Genomic DNA, 17,631 nt, shown 5'->3' on the forward strand with positions numbered 1-17,631 from the left:
GACCGAGGGCTACCAGAGCAGCGGCAGCTCCAACATCACCGTCAGCGACGGCGGCAGCCCGCAGACCTCCGCGGCGCCGGTCACCACCGCGGCGCAGACGACCGCGCCGACCACGCAGCCGTCGGGTCAGGCCGGCACGACGCTGAAGGCGGCCGCGAACCGCACCGGTCGGTACTTCGGCACCGCGATCAGCACGAGCAGGCTCGGCGACTCCACCTACACCACGATCGCCAACCGCGAGTTCGACATGGTGACCGCCGAGAACGAGATGAAGATCGACGCCACCGAGCCCAACCGGGGGCAGTTCAACTTCAGCAACGCTGACCGCGTCTACAACTGGGCCGTCCAGAACGGCAAGAGAGTTCGCGGTCACACGCTGGCCTGGCACGCCCAGCAGCCCGGCTGGATGCAGAGCCTGTCCGGGTCGAACCTGCGGCAGGCCATGATCGACCACATCAACGGGGTCATGGGCTACTACAAGGGCAGGATCTACGCCTGGGACGTCGTCAACGAGGCCTTCGAGGACGGCAACAGCGGAGCACGCCGTAGCTCGAACCTGCAGGGCACCGGTAACGACTGGATCGAGGTCGCCTTCCGTACCGCCCGCAACGCCGACCCGGCCGCGAAGCTCTGCTACAACGACTACAACACCGACAACTGGACCTGGGCCAAGACGCAGGCCGTCTACAACATGGTCCGCGACTTCAAGTCCCGCGGCGTGCCGATCGACTGCGTGGGCTTCCAGTCGCACTTCAACGCCAACTCGCCGTACAACTCCAACTACCGCACCACGCTGCAGAGCTTCGCCGACCTCGGCGTGGACGTGCAGATCACCGAGCTCGACATCGAGGGCTCGGGCACCTCGCAGGCCAACACGTACGCCGCCGTGGTCAACGACTGCCTGGCTGTGACGCGCTGCAACGGCATCACGGTCTGGGGCGTGCGGGACACCGACTCGTGGCGGGCCAGCGGTACCCCGCTGCTGTTCGACGGGTCGGGCAACAAGAAGGCCGCCTACACCTCCACGCTGAACGCCCTCAACGGTGGTACGCCGACGAACCCGTCGAACCCGCCGACCACGACGGCGGGCACCACGACGGCGCCGGGCGGCGGTGGCAGCTGCACCGCGACGCTGTCGGCCGGGCAGGTGTGGGGCGACCGGTACAACCTGAATGTTTCGGTCTCCGGCTCGAACTCCTGGAGGGTGACGATGAACGTGCCGTCGCCGGCGCGGATCAGCGCTACCTGGAACGTCAACGCCCAGTGGCCGAGCAGCCAGGTCATGGTCGCCACCCCGAACGGTAGCGGCAACAACTTCGGCGTGACGATCATGACTAACGGCAACTGGACCTGGCCCACGGTCAGCTGCAGCGTCACCTGACCGCCATTCGAGTCGTCGTGAGCCGGTAGGGGCCGGTTACGGAAGGCCGGCGACCGACACTCGAGCCAACGGGCACCGCCGTCCGCGTCTGGGCGGCGGTGCCCACGGCCGTACGGTCAGGCCGATCCGCGTTTGATCAGTTTCGTCGGCAGGATGAGCGGACTGGGACTTTGGCCAGCGAGCAGGGCGAGGAGCATGCGGGTCATCTCCCTGCCCAGATCCTGTATCGGCTGGTGGATCGTCGTCAGGGGTGGATCGGTGTGGGCCGCGATGGCGAGGTCGTCGAACCCGACGACGGCGACGTCGTCGGGCACGGTACGGCCGGATTGGCGCAGCACGCGCAAGGCTCCGGCGGCCATGTTGTCGTTCGCGGCGAACACCGCGTCAAGCTGCGGATGGGTGGCGAGCAGGGCGGTCATGGCCGCGGCGCCGCTGTGCTCCGTGAAGTCTCCCGCGTGTTCGGCATAGGGGACGAGCCCCGCCATGGCCATGGCCTCGGTATAACCGCGGTGGCGCGCTTCGCTCACGTCGGTGTCGGCCAGGCCGGTGATGGCGGCGATGCGGGTACGGCCGAGACTGATCAGGTACTCGGTGGCCGTTCTCGCGCCGCCGTAGTTGTCGGCGTCCGCGTACCAGCTCGGTTCACCGCGCAGTGGCCGGCCGCCGAAGACCGTGGGCAGCCCGGCCTGCCGTGCGATGCGCACGAGGGGGTCCTCGCCGCGCAACGCCATGAGCATGACGCCGTCGGCCCCACGCGTACGGAGCAGGCTCCGGAACCGGGCCTGGCCCCGTTCGGACGCGGCCAGGCACAGCATGAGATGCAGGTCGGTGTCCTCCAGCGCGGCGGAGACGCCGACGATGACCCGGCCGAAGAACGGATCGGCGAACAGTGCCGGATCGTCGCCGGCTATGGCCAGGGCGATCACGTTGGTCTTCTGGGTGGCGAGCGCCTGCGCCGTGCGACTGGGGATGTAGCCCAGGTCGCTGATGGCCCGCTCGACGGCCTCGCGCTTGGCGCGGCTGACATGGGGGGCGTTGTTGATGACCCGCGACGCGGCGGTCCTGGAAACGCCGGCCCGTTTGGCGACCTCGTCGAGGGTGGGCTGCCGTCGCGGCGCGTTAGTCGCCATCGGTACTGGGTGTCCTTTCCTCGCCGGCGTGCAAGTTCCTGTTGTCGCGGAACCCGGCCCCCACGTCGCGGCGAGTGTATCGAGGCCACCGCGACGCGGATACCTGCACGTACTGGAAGCGCTTCCAGTTTTTTGAAGATTGTCTATGGGTTGTGATCACGATGGTCTGACGCAGGCCGTATTGACGCAAGTCAGAAGCCGATGTCACGATCACGTCCTCGGGGACGGGCAGGTTTATCTATGGAAGCGCTTCCGGGTGGACGAGCTTTTCTCGGATCGGCCCCCGTTCCCGACTGACGGTGGTTGATCTGTCGACTTCACTGGACCCACTGCTGGTGACCCCGGTGGATCCGCCGCTCAGGAGGAGGAAGCGACGCGCTCGGGGTTGCCCGGCCCCGGCGCGTCGACCTCGCTAGCGTCATTTCGCTCTCAGGGAAGGCAGCAACGTGTTCCAAGGAGTCTTGAGACGCCGTAGGCGACGAACGACGGTCATTGCCGGCGTTGCCGTCGCCGCGCTCGCGGCGAGCAGCGTGTGGCTGGCGACCACGTCAGCCAACGCCGGCACACTGTCCGGCACCATGTACCGCGACCCGGACGCCGGCGTTATGAAGTGGGTCGCCGCGAACCCGAACGACTCGCGCCGCAACGTCATCAACACCAACATCGCCAGCCAGCCCGCCGCGCGTTGGTTCGCCAACGTCAACATGGCGACGGCCGCTTCCGAGGTTGGTTCGTACATCAACGCCGCGAACGCGGCCGGCCAGGTCCCGGTCATGTCCGTCTACGGCATCACCAACCGTGACTGTGGCGGCGCCAGCTCCGGCGGCGCGCCGGACCTGCCCACCTACAACCAGTGGGTGCGCACCTTCGCGCCCGCACTGGGCAGCCAGACCGTCATCATCATCCTCGAGACCGACTCCCTCGCGCTGCTGACCTGCCTGGACGCCAACGGCATCGCGGAGCGCAACAACGCGTTGTCCACGGCCGTGCGTGACATCAAGGCCGCCAACGGCAACGCCAAGGTCTACCTCGACGGTGGCCACTCGGCCTGGAACTCCGCGTCCGAGCAGGCGAACCGCCTGCGCAACGCGGGCATCCAGTACGCCGACGGGTTCTACACCAACGTGTCGAACTTCCAGCCCACCTCGGCCGAGGCCTCGTACGGAAACGCCATCATCAACGCGCTCAACAGCGCGGGCGTGACCGGCAAGCGCCAGATCATCGACACCAGCCGCAACGGCGGTGCCGCGGGTGACTGGTGCGCGGACGACAACACCGACCGCCGCATCGGCCAGTACCCGACGCTGAACACGGGCAACGCCAACATCGACGGCTACATCTGGGTGAAGCCCCCGGGCGAGGCGGACGGCTGCGCGTTCACCGCCGGCTCGTTCCAGCCGACCCTGGCCTACAGCCTGGCCAACGGCGTCGCGGCGCCGTCGTCCAGCGCGCCGACGACCCGGGCGCCGGTCACCACCTCGGCCGCCCCGACGACCCGGTCCGCGAGCACCAGCCTTCCGCCGGTCTCGGCCGCGCCGCGGGTGGACAACCCGTTCGTGGGCGGCAAGGGCTACGTGAACCCGGAGTGGTCTGCCAAGGCCGCCGCCGAGCCGGGCGGCACGCGGGTGTCGAACCAGCCGACCGCGGTGTGGCTCGACCGCATCGCCGCGATCGAGGGTACGGCCAACAGCCAGTCCAACGGACCGATGGGCCTGGAGGACCACCTGGACGCCGCGGTGGCGCAGGGTGCCACGTACGCGCAGTTCGTGATCTACAACCTGCCGGGTCGTGACTGCTCCGCGCTCGCGTCGAACGGTGAGCTGAAGGCGAACGAGCTGTCGCGGTACAAGGCGGAGTACATCGACCCGATCGCGGCGATCCAGGGCCTGCCGAAGTTCCGGGGCCTGCGGATCATCAACGTCATCGAGGTCGACTCGCTGCCGAACCTGGTCACCAACACCAACCTGGCGGCGTGCGCCGAGATGAAGTCCAACGGTGCCTACGTTGACGGCATCGCGTACGCCCTCAACAAGCTGGGTGCGCTCAGCAACGTCTACAACTACGTGGACGCGGCGCACCACGGCTGGATCGGCTGGGACAGCAACTCCGGTCCCACGGCTGAGCTCATGTACTCCACCGTGGTGAAGTCGGGCTCCGTGAACAACGTCGCCGGCTTCATCACGAACACGGCGAACTACTCCGCGCTGTCGGAGCCCTACGTCAAGATCACCGACACGGTGAACGGCACGTCGGTGCGTCAGGCCAAGTGGTTCGACTGGAACATGTACGCCGACGAGCTGACCTTCGCGCAGGCGTTCCGCAACCAGTTGATCGGCAAGGGCTTCCCGTCGAGCATCGGCATGCTGATCGACACCAGCCGCAACGGCTGGGGTGGCTCGGCCCGCCCGACGGGCCCCGGCCCCACCACGTCGGTGGACGCCTATGTCAACGGTGGCCGCATCGACCGGCGCATCCACGCCGGCAACTGGTGCAACCAGTCCGGTGCGGGCCTGGGTGAGCGGCCGACCGCCGCGCCGGCCTCCGGTATCGACGCCTACGTCTGGATCAAGCCCCCGGGCGAGTCCGACGGTTCCTCCTCGGAGATCCCGAACTCCGACGGGAAGGGCTTCGACCGGATGTGCGACCCGACGTACACCGGCAACGACCGCAACGGCAACAGCATGACCGGCGCGCTGGCCAACGCCCCCATCTCGGGTGCGTGGTTCTCGGCCCAGTTCCGCGAGCTCATGGCCAACGCCTACCCGCCGCTCGACGGGGTGATCCAGACGAGCCGGCCGCCGACGAGTAACCCGCCGACGAGCAACCCGCCGACCAGCCGGCCGCCGACGAGTAACCCGCCGACGAGCAACCCGCCCACCAGCAACCCGCCGACGAGCAACCCGCCGACGAGCAACCCGCCCACCAGCCGGCCGCCGACCAGCAACCCGCCCACCAGCGGTCCGCCGGTGACGGGCTCCTGCTCGGCCACCTACAAGCTGATCAACTCGTGGCCGGGTGGCTTCCAGGGTGAGGTCACCGTGAAGGCCGGCTCCTCGGCCATCACGAGTTGGCGGGCGACCTGGACGCTGCCCAGCGGCCAGACCATCACCCAGCTGTGGAGCGGTCAGTTGAGCACGAGCGGCTCGAACGTGACAGTGACGAACATGTCCTGGAACGGCTCGCTCGCCGCGAATGCCACGACCACCTTCGGCTTCCTCGGTGCTGGCGGCGACGCCACCGCGGTGCCGACGGTGACCTGCACATAGCCCACGAAGATCCGCAGTACAGCAAGGGTGCCCGGCGCATACGCGCCGGGCACCCTTCGCGTTCGGCGTCCCGCCTACCGGTCGAAGAAGCGGAAGATGGGTTGCGCGACACAGACCGGCTTGTCGGCGCCCTCGCGGTGGATCACCACGTCGACCGTGAGCTGCGCGCCGCCCTCGACGTCGTCGAGGGCGGCCAAGGTCGCGGTGGCCCTGACGAGGGACCCGGCCGGCACCGGAGCGGGGAACCGTACCTTACCCAGGCCGTAGTTGACCTTCGTGTGTACGGAGTGGACCGTGAGGATCTCGGTCCACAGGGGAATGAGCAGGGACAGCGTGAGGTACCCGTGAGCCACGGTGGTGCCGAACGGACCGGACGCCGCGCGCGCGGGGTCGACGTGGATCCACTGATGGTCGCCGGTCGCGTCCGCGAACGCGTCGATGCGGATCTGGTCGACCTTCACCCACGAGCTGGACCCGAGGCTGGTTCCGACGAGGGGGCGCAGGTCGTCCAGTGTGTCAACGACAGTGGTCACGGGTTCTCCTCAGGAATCAGCGCGGGCAGTTCGGACTTGCGGACCTTCCCGCTCGCGGTGCGCGGCAGGTCCTCCACGAAACGGATGTACCGGGGCACCTTGTAGCGGGCCATCCGGGCCACGAGATGCTCGCTGATCGCGGCCTCGTCCAGGTCCGCGTCCGGCCGGGGTACGACCAGGGCGAAGCCGACCTCGCCCCAGCGCGCGTGCGGCACGCCGACCACCGCGCAGGCGGCGACCCCGGGAAGCTCGGCAAGGGCTGCCTCGACCTCTGCCGGATAGACGTTCTCGCCGCCGGAGATGTACATGTCCGTCATCCGTCCGAGGACGGTGGCCCAGCCGTCGTCGTCCAGGCGCACGAGGTCCCCGCTCCGGAACCAGCCCCGGTGGAAGGCCTCCGCGGTCTCCCGTGGCCGTCGCCAGTAGCCGGGGGACAGGTTGGGTCCGCGCACGAGAAGCTGCCCGTCCTGGCCGATCTCGATGTCGGTGAAGAAGTGCGGCACGCCGGGCGACGTCGGCTTGTCCGCCGCGCCGGACAAGGGGGCGAGCAGCGCACCGGGCGCCGCCTCGGTCATCCCGTAGCCCTGCAGGATGGGCACGCCGCGGGCGTGCCAGGCGCGGGCCACCCACTCGACGACCGGCGACCCGCCGTAGATGACGTAGCGCAGCGAGGACAGGTCGGCCGCGGGCCAGTCCGGGTGCTCGCACAGCATCTGCAGCATCGTCGGTACCGCGGAGAACGCCCGGATGCGCTGCTCGGCGACGGCCTCCAGCAGCCAGCCCGGGTCGAAGCGCGGGGCGACGACCACGGTGCCTCCCTTGAAGAGCGTGGGAAGACTGACCTGGCCGAGCCCGGCCGCGTGGAACAGCGGGGCGGTGCACAGCACCACGTCCGTGGAGAGCACGTCGACATGCGCGAGCTGGTTGATCGTGTTGAAGGTGAGGTTGTTGTGGGTGAGCACGACGCCCTTGGGCCGGCCGGTGGTCCCGCTGGTGTAGAGGATGACGGCCGCCTGGGCTAAATCCACGTCCTCGTCGGGCGGGTCGCCCGGGGTGTCGGCGAGCGCGGAGAACTCCTCGACCGTCAGCATGGCGCGCCCGTCATCGGGTGGCCTCAGCTCCGGCGCGTGGATCAGCACCGCGGGCGTGCAGTCCGCCAGCTGAGCGAAGATCTCCGGCGGGGCGAGCCGGGTGTTGAGCGGAACGAAGACGGCGCCCAGCCGGCCGGCCGCGAACAGCGCCTCGAACGTCGCGATCGCGTTGGGTCCGAGGTAGGCCACCCGGTCGCCGGCGCGGACGCCCAGCTCGGCGAGGCCGGCGGCGAGCCGGTCCACCCGGGCGGCCAGCTCGGCATAGCTCACCTCACGGTCAGCCTCGCGCAGCGCGATCGCGTGCGGTGATATCCGGGCCCGGCGGGCGGGCCAACTGCCCAGTCCCAGGTCAATCATGGCCGAGACCCAGCACCCGCAGGGCGTTGTCACGCAGCACGAGCGGGCGCACCTCCGGCTTGATGTCCAGCTGACCGAACTCCGTGAGCCATCGGTCGGGGGTGATCAGGGGGAAGTCGGAGCCGAACAGCGCCTTGCGGCGCAAGGGACCGTTCACGGCCCGCACAAGCTGTTCCGGAAAGTAGCGCGGCGCCCAGCCGGACAGGTCGACGAAGACGTTCGCCTTGTGGGTGGCGACCGCGATCGCCTCGTCCTGCCAGGGCACGGCCGGATGGGCCAGGATGATGGTGAGCGACGGCAGGTCGGCGGCCACATCGTCGACGAGCATCGGATCGGAGTAGCGCAGCCGGATGCCGCGCCCGCCGGGAAGGCCGGCCCCGATCCCCGTCTGGCCGCTGTGGAACAGGACCGGCAGGCCGAGCTCGCCGGCCGCCTCGTACAGGGGGTACGCCGTCGCGACGTTGGGCGCGAAGCCCTGCAACGAAGGATGCAGCTTGAGGCCCCGCGCCCCGGCCGCCGCCAGGTCGCGCAGCCGGTCGACGGCACCGGCCCCCTCGTTCGGGTCGACGGACGCGAATGGGACGAGCACGTCCGGGTGCCTGGCCACCTGGGCGAGCAGTTCGTGTCCGTCGAGCGGCGGGTGCCCGGTCGCGGTCCGCGCGTCCACTGTGAACACCACGGCGGCGATGCGCCGCTCCCGGTAGTACGCGGCGATCTCGTCGACCGTGGGCGTACGGGCGTGGCTTGCTCGGAAGTGGGCGGCCGACGCGTCCATCAGTTCCCGGTCGAGCGAGTAGTGCCCGTGGCCGTCCGTCTCCAGGTGCACGTGGGCGTCGATCGCCTCGATCGTCGCCGGGTCGATCGTCATGCCGGCGGCTCCGGGAACTGCTGGCCGAGCCGTTGCAGGTGCGGGGCGAACCGGTCCGGCCAGATGGACGCGATCGCGTCCGCGCTCCAGCCGCTGCCCGGCGCGAACTCTACGGCCACCTCCCGCGGGTGCGACCAGATCGCCAACCGGTCCCCGCCGATGCCGACGGCTTGGCCGGTGATGCCGGCGGCCGCGTCCGAGGCGAGGAACACCACCAGGCCGGCGGCGTCGTCCGGCGAACCGAAGCCCAGCTCGCGCCGGGCGTACGGAGGCAGTGGCTCGCCCGCCTCGAGCGCCTCGACGTACGGCTTGAGGAACGGCACGGTGGCCGTCATGGCGGTGGCCGCGACCGGCACCACGGCGTTGACCGTGATGCCGGCTCGGCTCAGCTCCATCGCCCAGGTGCGGGTCATGCCGACGATGCCGGCCTTGGCCGCCGCGTAGTTGGTCTGGCCGATCGTGCCGACCTGGCCGGTGGGTGAGCCGACGCAGATGACGCGACCCCCGTCGCCCTGCTCCCGCATCCGCACGGCGGCCGCCCGTACACAGGTGAACGTGCCTCGTAGGTGCACCCGGACGACGTCGTCGAACTGCTCATCCGTCATCTTCCAGAGCATGGTGTCGCGCAGGATGCCGGCGTTGGTGACGAGCACGTCGAGGCGGCCGTACTCCTTCACCGCGCAGTCGACGAGCCCTTGCGCGACCTCGGTGGTGCCCACGGCACCGACCGACGCCACGGCACGCCCACCGGCCGCCGTGATGTCGTCCGTGGTGCGCGCGGCGGCGTCCGTGTCGACGTCGTTGACCACCACCGCGGCGCCGGCCGCGCCGAGCGCCCGCGCGTACGCCGCGCCCAGCCCGGCCCCGGCGCCGGTGACGATCGCGACCTTCCCCGTCAGGTCCATGTGTCGGCTTTCCTTCCTCTCGTTGCCGCGCTGCCGGCCAGCCCTCGTGGGAGGAAGAGGGCCGTGATGACCAGCAGCACCGCGTAGACCGCGTACGACAGCACCGCGGGCGCGTAGTCCGGCATGTCGGGCCGGGTGGCCAGCGTGCTGAGCAGCTGGACGAGAAGGGTCACGACGGCGGTGCCGAGCAGCGCGCCCCAGATGGTGCCCAGCCCGCCGACCACGGCCATCACCACGTACTGGATGGACAGCAGTACCGGGAAGGAGCCGGGGGACAGGTAGCCGACGTAGAAGGCGTAGATGCCGCCGGCCAGCCCGGCGAACGCGGCCGAGACGGTGAACACCAGCAGCCGGTACCCGCCGACGGGCACGCCGCTGGCCGCGGCCCCGATCTCGCTGGTGGCCAACGCGCGCAGCCCTCGACCGGTCCGCGAACCGACGAGGTTGCGGGCCACCACCATCGTCAGCGCCACACCGACCCAGGCCAGGTAGGCGTAGGCGACATCCGAGTCGAGCACCATCGAGCCGAACGACAGCCGCGGAATGCCCTGCAGACCGATGGCGCCGCCGGCCCAGCTCGCCTGGTCCAGCACGGACAGCAGGATGAGCTGCAGGGCCAGGGTCGCGAAGGCGAGCTGGTGTCCCCGCAGCCGCAGGATGGGCACCCCGATCAGCGCGGCGCACGCGGCGGCGGCGATGGGCGCCGCCAGCAGCCCGAGCCACGGGTACCCGGTGTGGATCGCCAGCAGCGCGGCGGTGTACCCGCCGATGGCGGTGAAGGACGCCTGGCCGAGGGACACCTGGCCGGCGTACCCCAACAGGAGCGACAGGCCGACGGTGGCCATGGCCGCGACGCCGATGAGGATGTAGATGGTCAGCTGGCTCGCGGACAGCAGCGGGGGAATCGCCAGTGTCGCGGCCGCGACGAGCAGGGTGACCGCGATCTTCATGACGCCTCCACCGCCGCCGGGTGGCGGCCGGCCCGGACGATCAGTACCGCGAGCATGAACACCAGCGCCACCTCGGTCTGGTACGAGCTGTTCAGGTATCCGGCGACGAGGACCTCCACGACGCCGAGCAGCAGGCCGCCGACGAGGGTGAGGACGGGCCGGCTCAGGTTGCCGAGGATGGCGGCGGCGAACCCGTTGACCACGAGCACCACGTCGCTGTCGAATGAGACCTGGTGCACCGGTGTGAGCAGGACGCCCGCCAGGCCGCCGAGCATGCCGCCGAGGGCGAAGGCGATCAGGCCCATCCGGGTGACGCCGATGCCGACGACCCGCGCCGCGTAGGGGTTCGCGGCGGTGGCGGTGAGGGCCCGGCCGACGTCCGTGCGGGCGAACAGCAGCGCCAGCCCGGCGAGCACGACCGCGGTCACGCCGATGATGAGCAGGTAGTGCGATTGCAGGCGGGCGTCGCCCAGCGGGACCGATCCGGGCACGCCGCCGAACGACCGCGGCTGATCACCCCACGCGAGGATCTCCACCGCGTACGCGAAGACGCCCAGCCCGAGGGTCACGACGAGCGCGGCCTGGGGAGTGGTGCCCGGTCTGCCGATCGCCACCGCCCCGGTGATCAGCCCCACCACACCCGCGAGGAGCACCGCGAGCGACTCGGCCGCGCCGTGCGGCAGGCCGGCCGTGAGCAGGGTGGACACGGTGAGCGCGGCGACGACCGCGAACGCGCCCTGGGCGAAGTTCACCACCCGGGTCACCCGGTGGATGACCACGAGACCACTGCCGACCAGCGCGTACCCGCAGCCGATGCCGACGCCCGTGACGAGGTACTGCAGCAGGGCGCCCATCACGCGGCCCCGAGGTACGCGTCCGCGACCGCGGGGCTGTCGGCGAGTTCGGCCGAGGTGCCCTCGGCGACGACGCGGCCCGCCTCCAGCACGTACCCGCGCGTACACAGGTCGAGGGCGAGGCGGGCGTTCTGCTCGATGAGCAGCACCGCGAGACCGTCGGCGGCGTGCCGTCGTCGCAGGTGCCCGGCGAGGGTGTCGATGATGAGCGGGGCCAGGCCCAGGGACATCTCGTCGATGACGAGCACGTCGGGTCGGGCCATCAGCGCCCGGCCGAACGCGACCATCTGCTGCTCGCCGCCGGAGAGCAGCCCGGCCCGGCGGTGGCGCAGCGGGACCAGTTCGGGCAGCAGGTGATAGACCTGCGAGGTGTCGCGGTCGCGGCGACGCCAGGCGCCGAGCCGGAGGTTGTCGTCGACGCTCAGCGGAGCGAACAGCTGCCGTCCCTCGGGCACGAGGGCGGTGCGGCCGCGGACCGCGATCCGGCCGGCCGCGGGCTTGAGCAGCCCGCAGATGGCGTTGACGAGGGTGCTCTTGCCGGCCCCGTTGGGCCCGATGATCGCGACCATCTCGCCCGCGTGCAGGCGCAGCGCCACCCCGTCGAGCGCGACGGCGGCGCCGTATCTGACCGTGAGGTCATCGACCTCGACGACCGGGTCGGCGGCGCTCGTCATGCCGCCCCGCCCAGGTACGCCCGCGCGACGCGGGGATCGGCACGCACCGAGGCGAAGCTGCCGCTCGCGATGACCTGGCCCAGCTCGAGGACCGTGACACGGTCCGCGAGCCGGGCCACGAACCCGACGTCATGCTCCACCAACACGATGCTGAGTCCGCCGGCGCGCAATCGCTCGATCAACTCGGCCAGCGCCGCCCGCTCCGCGGCGCGCAGTCCCGATGCCGGTTCGTCGAGCAACAGCAGCCGGGGTCGGGCACACAGCGCCCGGGCCAGCTGAAGGGCACGCTGCTGTCCGATGGGCAGCGCGTCGGCCGGCCGGTCCGCCCAGTCGTCCAGGCCCACCTCGCTGAGCGCGGTCGCGGCCCGGTCGCCGATCTCACGCTCCTCGCGGCGGTGCCGCGCCAGGCGCAGCACCGCCGCGACCGGACCCGCCGTGGTGCTCGCGTGCGCGCCGGTCATGACGTTCTCCCGTACGGTCATGCCGCGAAAGACGCGCGCCTCCTGGAACACCGCCGCGATGCCGAGTCGGGCCCGCCGGTGCGCCGGTAGCCGGTCGACCGGCGCCCCGTCGAAGCGGACACTTCCCGCCGACGCCCGCAGCTGCCCACCGATGACCCGGAACAGCGTCGACTTGCCGGCGCCGTTGGGGCCGATTACCGCGTGCGTCTCGCCGGGCGCCACGTCAAGGTCGACGTGGCGCACCGCGTAGACGCCGCCGAACCGCCGGGCGAGTCCGGCGACGGAGAGCAGTGGTACCACGTCCACGGAGGCGCCTCACCCACCCGCTACCGTGGCCAACTGGGCGCGGGCCCAGTCGGTCGCCTGGAACTTGCCGTCCTTGACGACGACCACGGCGATGTAGGTCGCCGCGAGGCCGGCGTGGTCGGTCGCGCTGTAGCGGTAGGTGCCGTTCGGCGTGGTGAGGGTGAGCCCTTCGAGAGCCGACCTGATCTTCTCCGGGTCGGTGCTCCCCGCGCCGGTCACGGCCGCCGCGAGCAGTTTCACCCCCGTGTACCCGTCGCCCGCGAACTGCGGCGGCGGATACCCGTGCTTGGCGGCGAACGGGACGGCCATCTCGTCGATCGCCTGCTTCAGCGCGCCGGCCGGCAGCGCGTCGCCCACCACGCTGACCGAACTGGCCAGGTACACGCCCTCGGCGGCCGCCCCGGTCGGCTGGAGCCACAGCGTGCTGGCCTGGGCGCCGGTGAACATCAGCGGGATGCCGAGTCCGGCCGTGGGGTACTGCTTGGCGAACGCCACGGCGGGTGCCCCGGTCGCCCACACGGTCAGGGCCTGGGCGCCCGAGGACTTCACGCGGTTGAGCACCGCGCTGAACTCGGTCGTCGTGGTCTGGAACTGTTCGGTCGCGACCAGGCTCACCCCGTAGGTGGCCGCCTTCGCCTGCATGCCGGCGAAGCCCGCCTGGGCGTACGAACTCTTGGTGTCGTAGGCCACCGCGACCTTCGTGTACCCCTGCGCCTGGTAGTACTGCAGGATCCGCTCGCCGTAGGTGCCCGCGGTGGCCGGCACGACGAAGACGTTCGGGTGGACCGGCTTGACCTGCTCGTCTGCCGGGGTGAGCGAGATGTAGGGAATCTTGGCGCGGTCCACCTGCGGGATGGTGGCCAGCGCGGAGTTGGAGAACGGCGAGCCGATGACGGCGACCACGCCGGCGCCCTTGAACTCGTTGAAGGCGAGCACCGACTGGTCAGGCTGGCTCTTGTCGTCCTTCACGGTCAGCTCGATCTTGCGGCCGAGCAGCCCGCCCTTCTCGTTGATCTGCTCCACCGCCAGCTCGATGGACTTTCTGTCCTCGCTGCCGAGTGGAGCGTAGTTGCCGGTGAGCGACACGATGACGCCCACCTTGATGGGATCGGACCCGCTGGTCCCGGACGAGGATGTGCTGTCACAGCCCACCGCGGCGAGCATGACCGCCGCGACGGTGGCGATGGAAAGGGGGACGGAAAAGGAGCGTCGCACGAGGCCTCCCGTACGAATGCGCTGGCAGGTCGAGGGAATGCGGCACGACGCGGTGGGGCCGCGCGTGCGACGGCAAGCTGCGCCGTCCCAGAGATATCGGCGAAAACGTATGGATGAAGTTAGGTTGTTTGATGACGCGCGTCAAGAATGTGCCTAACATTGAGCCCGTGCCGGACCAGGATCAGCCGCAACGTCGTCCCCAGGCGCTCATGCTGGCGTTCCTCGGCGAGTACGTGCTGGGGCGGCGGGTCTGCGTCTCCTCCGGCAGCGTGATCGACGTCCTCGGCCGGGCCGGCGTGTCGGAGCACGCGACCCGGTCCACGCTGACCCGCATGGTCGGCCACGAACTGCTGCGCCGCCAGCCGCTAGGCCGGCGGATGTACTTCGGCCTGACCGAGCGCTCCATCCGGATCCTGGAGGAGGGGGCCGAGCGGATCTGGCAGACCGGGGCGGTCAACCAGGACTGGGACGGCACCTGGACGCTGCTGGGGTTCTCGCTGCCAGGGTCCTGGCAGCGGGAGCGCCACGACCTGCGTTCCCAGCTGGGCTGGGCCGGGTTCGGGCCGTTGCAGGGCGGCCTGTGGATCGCGCCGGGCGCCCCCGAGGTGAGCGGGATCGTCGCCGGCCTCGGGCTGACCACGCAGGTGCGGGTGTTCCGGGCGACGGCCGACCAGGTCACTGATGTCGACCGACTCGTTCGCGACACGTGGGACCTGGCCGGGCTGGCCGTCCGCTACGAGGATTTCCTCGAGCGTTGGGACGGTTCGCCGCCGGCCGATCCGCTCGCGGCCAAGCTCGGGCTGGTGACCGATTGGCTGCAGATCATCCGGCGCGATCCGCGGCTGCCGGTGCGGCACCTGCCGCCGGACTGGCCCGCGGTGCGTGCCCAGGACCTGTTCCACCGGCTCGCCCGTGGGCTCAACGCGGGCGCCCGGACAGTCGCCGAGAAGGTCCTCGACACGATTCCCGACGAGTAGCCGCCGGGCGCCCGGCCGCGGGCGGCTATGAGGCGTTGGTGCGCAGCGACCGGGCACACTCCGTGAGGGTCTCGGCCAACGTCTTGCGCGTCGGGATGTCGACGTCGCCCAGCATCCCGCCCTCGATGCCGTCCAGGGCCTGGTCGCAGCGCCGCAGGGTGTTCTGCCCCTTGCGGGTGAGGCTGGTGCGCAGCACCCGGCGCTGGCTCGGGTCCGGGGTGCGCCGGACCAGCTCCCGGTCCTCCAGGTCGCGGATGACCAGGCTCATCGCCTGTGGGGTGACGAACGCGATGCGGGCCAGTTGCGCGGAGGAGAGCCCGTCGCGGATGCGCAGCTCGCTGAGCGCCATGTACTCGGTGGTCGTGATGCCGTGGCGCGCCAACGCCTCGTCCAGATGCGCCCGGATTCTGCGCTCCAGCCGGAACACCAGGTAGCTGATGCGCGGCGTCGAAGGGTCATCGGTGGAGTCATGGCGGTTCGTCACAGTGGCTACGATACCGCCCGGCATCGATCAATCACGGCCAGTGGAAGTTCCAAACCCTGTGTCAAGGAACTTGATGACAAGTTCCTTGACATTAAACGGAAGCCGTTGCTGCACAAGCTTTCTATCGGTGCCACCGCTTGACCAGGCCCGGCTCTGGGCCTACGGTCCTAGCGATCAATATCGATGTTCTCTGCGAGGAGGGCGAGCGGATGAAACGACTGACAGCGATAGTGACCGGCGCGGTTGTCGCGGCGGCGAGCGCGGTCGTGGCGGTGGTGGTGGCGCACCCCGCGGCGGCGGCGAGCCTGGTGCAGGTAACGAACTTCGGGAACAACCCGGGTGGCATGCAGATGCATGTCTACGTGCCGGACAACCGGCCGGCCAACCCGGCGATCGTAGTGGCCATGCATGGCTGTGGGGGCTCGGGTCCGGGTTTCTACTCGGGCAGTGAGTTCGCCTCCCTGGCCGACCGGTACGGCTACATCGTGATCTATCCGAGTGCCCAGCAGCAGGCCGGGTTCGGCAAGTGCTTTGACACATGGTCGGACGCCTCCAAGCGTCGGGGCGGTGGCAGCGACCCGGTCTCGATCGTGTCGATGATCACCTACGTGCAGCAGACCTATGGTGGGGACCCGAACCGGGTCTTCGCCACGGGTAGTTCGTCGGGTGGCATGATGACCAACCACATGCTCGCCCTCTACCCCGACGTGTTCAAGGCCGGGGCCGCGTTCATGGGCGTTCCGTTCAACTGCTTCGCCAACGCGGCCGACTACGCGCCGGGCAGCAGCCAGTGCACCGGTGGCAACATGAACCGTACCCCGCAGCAGTGGGGCGACGCCGTGCGTGCGGCGTACCCGGGGTACTCCGGTGCCCGCCCGCGGGTGCAGCTGTGGCACGGCACGAACGACACCCTGGTGCCGTACTCGCTGCTGCAGGAGACGATCGAGCAGTGGACGAACGTGTTCGGGCTCAGCCAGACCCCGACGTCGTCGGACACTCCGCAGAACGGCTGGAACCGGCGTCGGTACGCCGACGGCTCCGGCAACGTCCTCGTGGAGGCGTACAGCATCCAGGGGGCCGGGCACAGCCTGCCGCAGAGCGGCCAGGCCGCTGTCGCCATCCAGTTCTTCGGTCTGACCGGTGGCACCCCGACCTCGAACCGTCCGAGCACCGCTCCGCCGACCAGCGCCCCCGTGACGACCCGCCCGCCGACCAGCGCTCCCGTGACGAGTGCTCCCGTGACGAGTGCTCCCGTGACGAGTGCTCCGGTGACCAGTGCTGTGGTGACCAGCGCTCCCGTGACCAGCCAGCCCGTCGGCGGCGGGTGCCGGGTGTCCACGGAGCTCACCGCCTGGAACAACGGCCTGGTCGAGAACATCACCATCACCAACACGGGCACGTCCACGATCAACGGTTGGTCGCTGGTGTTCACCCTCCCCAGCGGACAGAACATCACCGGTGGCTGGAACGCCACCTACACCCCCAGCAGCGGCCAGGTGACCGCCAGGAACGTCAGCTACAACCCGACCATCGCCGCTGGCGGGTCAACCACCATCGGCTTCCAAGCCACGCACACCGGTAACGGCGGAAAGCCGGCCAGCTTCAGCCTCAACGGCGTCGCCTGCGCCGTCGTGTAACCACGAGCGACCCGCGGTAGCCCCACGACACCGGGCTACCGCGGGTCGCCCTTATGGAGACGCACGCGACACAGCGTCGCGACCAAAAGTTTCTGTCGAAGTGTCGATAGGGGCGGTGATCGAGAACGTGCCCTGCGTGCATGACTACCGACCGGTCCCGCGGCAGGGCGCACAGCTGTCGACACCAGGCATTGACGACCATTGACGTTCCGATTGGCCGTGGGTATCGTCCAGTCAGTTTCGGACATTAACCCGAAAGTTTCGGCGCTGGTTCAGGGGCCGCGACGAGCGCGACTCGCAATCCACCCAAAGCGGCAGCGCCGAACACCCGGCCGGAAGCTTGCGCATCCCTTCGTCCCGCATCAGAGGAGTGTCATGAGACCTTTAACCAGACGCGGCCGGTTCCGGGTGGCGCTGACCACCGCGGCGGCCGCGCTGACCGTCGGGGGCGTAGCCGCCGCCACGTTCGTGGTGGCGACGACCGCGTCCGCTGCCGAGAGCACGCTGGGTGCCGCTGCCGCGCAGTCGGGTCGGTACTTCGG

The 17,631-nt window shown here is 70.1% G+C and carries 15 protein-coding genes and 2 pseudogenes; 6 read left to right on the forward strand and 11 right to left on the reverse strand.

The window, feature by feature from the left end; genetic code table 11:
- Positions 1-34 precede the first annotated feature (34 nt).
- Positions 35-1,381 carry a glycoside hydrolase family 10 protein gene (locus tag ABD191_RS27645; protein WP_344088516.1) on the forward strand — a complete coding sequence of 449 codons (1,347 nt, stop codon included), beginning with the start codon at positions 35-37 and terminating at the stop codon, positions 1,379-1,381.
- Positions 1,382-1,497: 116 nt separating this feature from the next.
- On the opposite strand, the gene ABD191_RS27650 is transcribed toward ABD191_RS27645, so the two are convergent.
- A complete protein-coding gene (locus ABD191_RS27650) occupies positions 1,498-2,511 on the reverse strand; it encodes a LacI family DNA-binding transcriptional regulator (RefSeq protein WP_344088479.1) in 1,014 nt (337 codons plus the stop codon).
- Positions 2,512-3,116: 605 nt separating this feature from the next.
- On the opposite strand from ABD191_RS27650, the pseudogene ABD191_RS29360 reads away from it, so the two are divergent.
- From ABD191_RS29360 to ABD191_RS27660, 3 genes and pseudogenes are all read left to right on the forward strand, one after another.
- Positions 3,117-3,875, forward strand: a pseudogene (locus ABD191_RS29360) (glycoside hydrolase family 6 protein); the annotation flags it as partial.
- Positions 3,876-3,905: 30 nt separating this feature from the next.
- Positions 3,906-5,282, forward strand: a pseudogene (locus ABD191_RS29365) (glycoside hydrolase family 6 protein); the annotation flags it as partial.
- Positions 5,259-5,777: a cellulose binding domain-containing protein gene (locus tag ABD191_RS27660; RefSeq protein WP_344088519.1), complete on the forward strand. Its 519-nt coding sequence runs from the start codon at positions 5,259-5,261 to the stop codon at positions 5,775-5,777. The pseudogene ABD191_RS29365 and the gene ABD191_RS27660, both read left to right, overlap by 24 nt.
- A 74-nt stretch (positions 5,778-5,851) precedes the next feature.
- Here the strand turns inward: ABD191_RS27660 and ABD191_RS27665 are convergent, their stop codons facing one another.
- From ABD191_RS27665 to ABD191_RS27705, 9 genes are read right to left on the reverse strand one after another with little or no spacing between them, the layout of a single operon-like run.
- A complete protein-coding gene (locus ABD191_RS27665; protein ID WP_344088482.1) occupies positions 5,852-6,310 on the reverse strand; it encodes a MaoC family dehydratase in 459 nt (152 codons plus the stop codon).
- Positions 6,307-7,758, reverse strand: coding sequence for an acyl-CoA synthetase (locus tag ABD191_RS27670; RefSeq protein WP_344088485.1), 1,452 nt, complete (start codon positions 7,756-7,758; stop codon positions 6,307-6,309). Before ABD191_RS27670 ends, ABD191_RS27665 begins: the two co-directional genes overlap by 4 nt.
- Positions 7,751-8,626, reverse strand: a complete 876-nt coding sequence (locus ABD191_RS27675; RefSeq protein WP_344088488.1) for an amidohydrolase family protein — start codon at positions 8,624-8,626, stop codon at positions 7,751-7,753. The genes ABD191_RS27670 and ABD191_RS27675 overlap by 8 nt, the downstream gene beginning before the upstream one ends.
- Complete coding sequence (locus ABD191_RS27680) at positions 8,623-9,531, reverse strand: SDR family NAD(P)-dependent oxidoreductase (protein WP_344088490.1); 909 nt, start codon at positions 9,529-9,531, stop codon at positions 8,623-8,625. The genes ABD191_RS27675 and ABD191_RS27680 overlap by 4 nt, the downstream gene beginning before the upstream one ends.
- Positions 9,522-10,481, reverse strand: a complete 960-nt coding sequence (locus ABD191_RS27685) for a branched-chain amino acid ABC transporter permease (protein ID WP_344088492.1) — start codon at positions 10,479-10,481, stop codon at positions 9,522-9,524. The genes ABD191_RS27680 and ABD191_RS27685 overlap by 10 nt, the downstream gene beginning before the upstream one ends.
- The gene (locus ABD191_RS27690) at positions 10,478-11,335 is read right to left on the reverse strand and encodes a branched-chain amino acid ABC transporter permease (protein WP_344088495.1); all 858 of its coding nucleotides are present in this window, start codon (positions 11,333-11,335) and stop codon (positions 10,478-10,480) included. The genes ABD191_RS27685 and ABD191_RS27690 overlap by 4 nt, the downstream gene beginning before the upstream one ends.
- Positions 11,335-12,009: an ABC transporter ATP-binding protein gene (locus tag ABD191_RS27695; RefSeq protein ID WP_344088498.1), complete on the reverse strand. Its 675-nt coding sequence runs from the start codon at positions 12,007-12,009 to the stop codon at positions 11,335-11,337. The genes ABD191_RS27690 and ABD191_RS27695 overlap by 1 nt, the downstream gene beginning before the upstream one ends.
- Complete coding sequence (locus tag ABD191_RS27700; RefSeq protein ID WP_344088501.1) at positions 12,006-12,776, reverse strand: ABC transporter ATP-binding protein; 771 nt, start codon at positions 12,774-12,776, stop codon at positions 12,006-12,008. The genes ABD191_RS27695 and ABD191_RS27700 overlap by 4 nt, the downstream gene beginning before the upstream one ends.
- A 9-nt stretch (positions 12,777-12,785) precedes the next feature.
- Positions 12,786-13,991, reverse strand: a complete 1,206-nt coding sequence (locus ABD191_RS27705) for an ABC transporter substrate-binding protein (RefSeq protein ID WP_344088504.1) — start codon at positions 13,989-13,991, stop codon at positions 12,786-12,788.
- Positions 13,992-14,158: 167 nt separating this feature from the next.
- Here ABD191_RS27705 and ABD191_RS27710 point away from each other — a divergent pair, with 167 nt between their 5' ends.
- Complete coding sequence (locus tag ABD191_RS27710; RefSeq protein WP_344088507.1) at positions 14,159-14,968, forward strand: PaaX family transcriptional regulator; 810 nt, start codon at positions 14,159-14,161, stop codon at positions 14,966-14,968.
- A gap of 25 nt (positions 14,969-14,993) precedes the next feature.
- Here the strand turns inward: ABD191_RS27710 and ABD191_RS27715 are convergent, their stop codons facing one another.
- Positions 14,994-15,452 (reverse strand): MarR family winged helix-turn-helix transcriptional regulator, encoded by a 459-nt coding sequence (locus ABD191_RS27715; RefSeq protein WP_344088510.1) that lies wholly within the window; start codon positions 15,450-15,452, stop codon positions 14,994-14,996.
- A gap of 209 nt (positions 15,453-15,661) precedes the next feature.
- Between ABD191_RS27715 and ABD191_RS27720 the strand changes: the two genes are divergently transcribed.
- A complete protein-coding gene (locus ABD191_RS27720; RefSeq protein ID WP_344088513.1) occupies positions 15,662-17,089 on the forward strand; it encodes an extracellular catalytic domain type 1 short-chain-length polyhydroxyalkanoate depolymerase in 1,428 nt (475 codons plus the stop codon).
- Positions 17,090-17,631: the final 542 nt, after the last annotated feature.

Source organism: Luedemannella helvata (assembly GCF_039528415.1).
Taxonomy (GTDB): domain Bacteria; phylum Actinomycetota; class Actinomycetes; order Mycobacteriales; family Micromonosporaceae; genus Luedemannella; species Luedemannella helvata.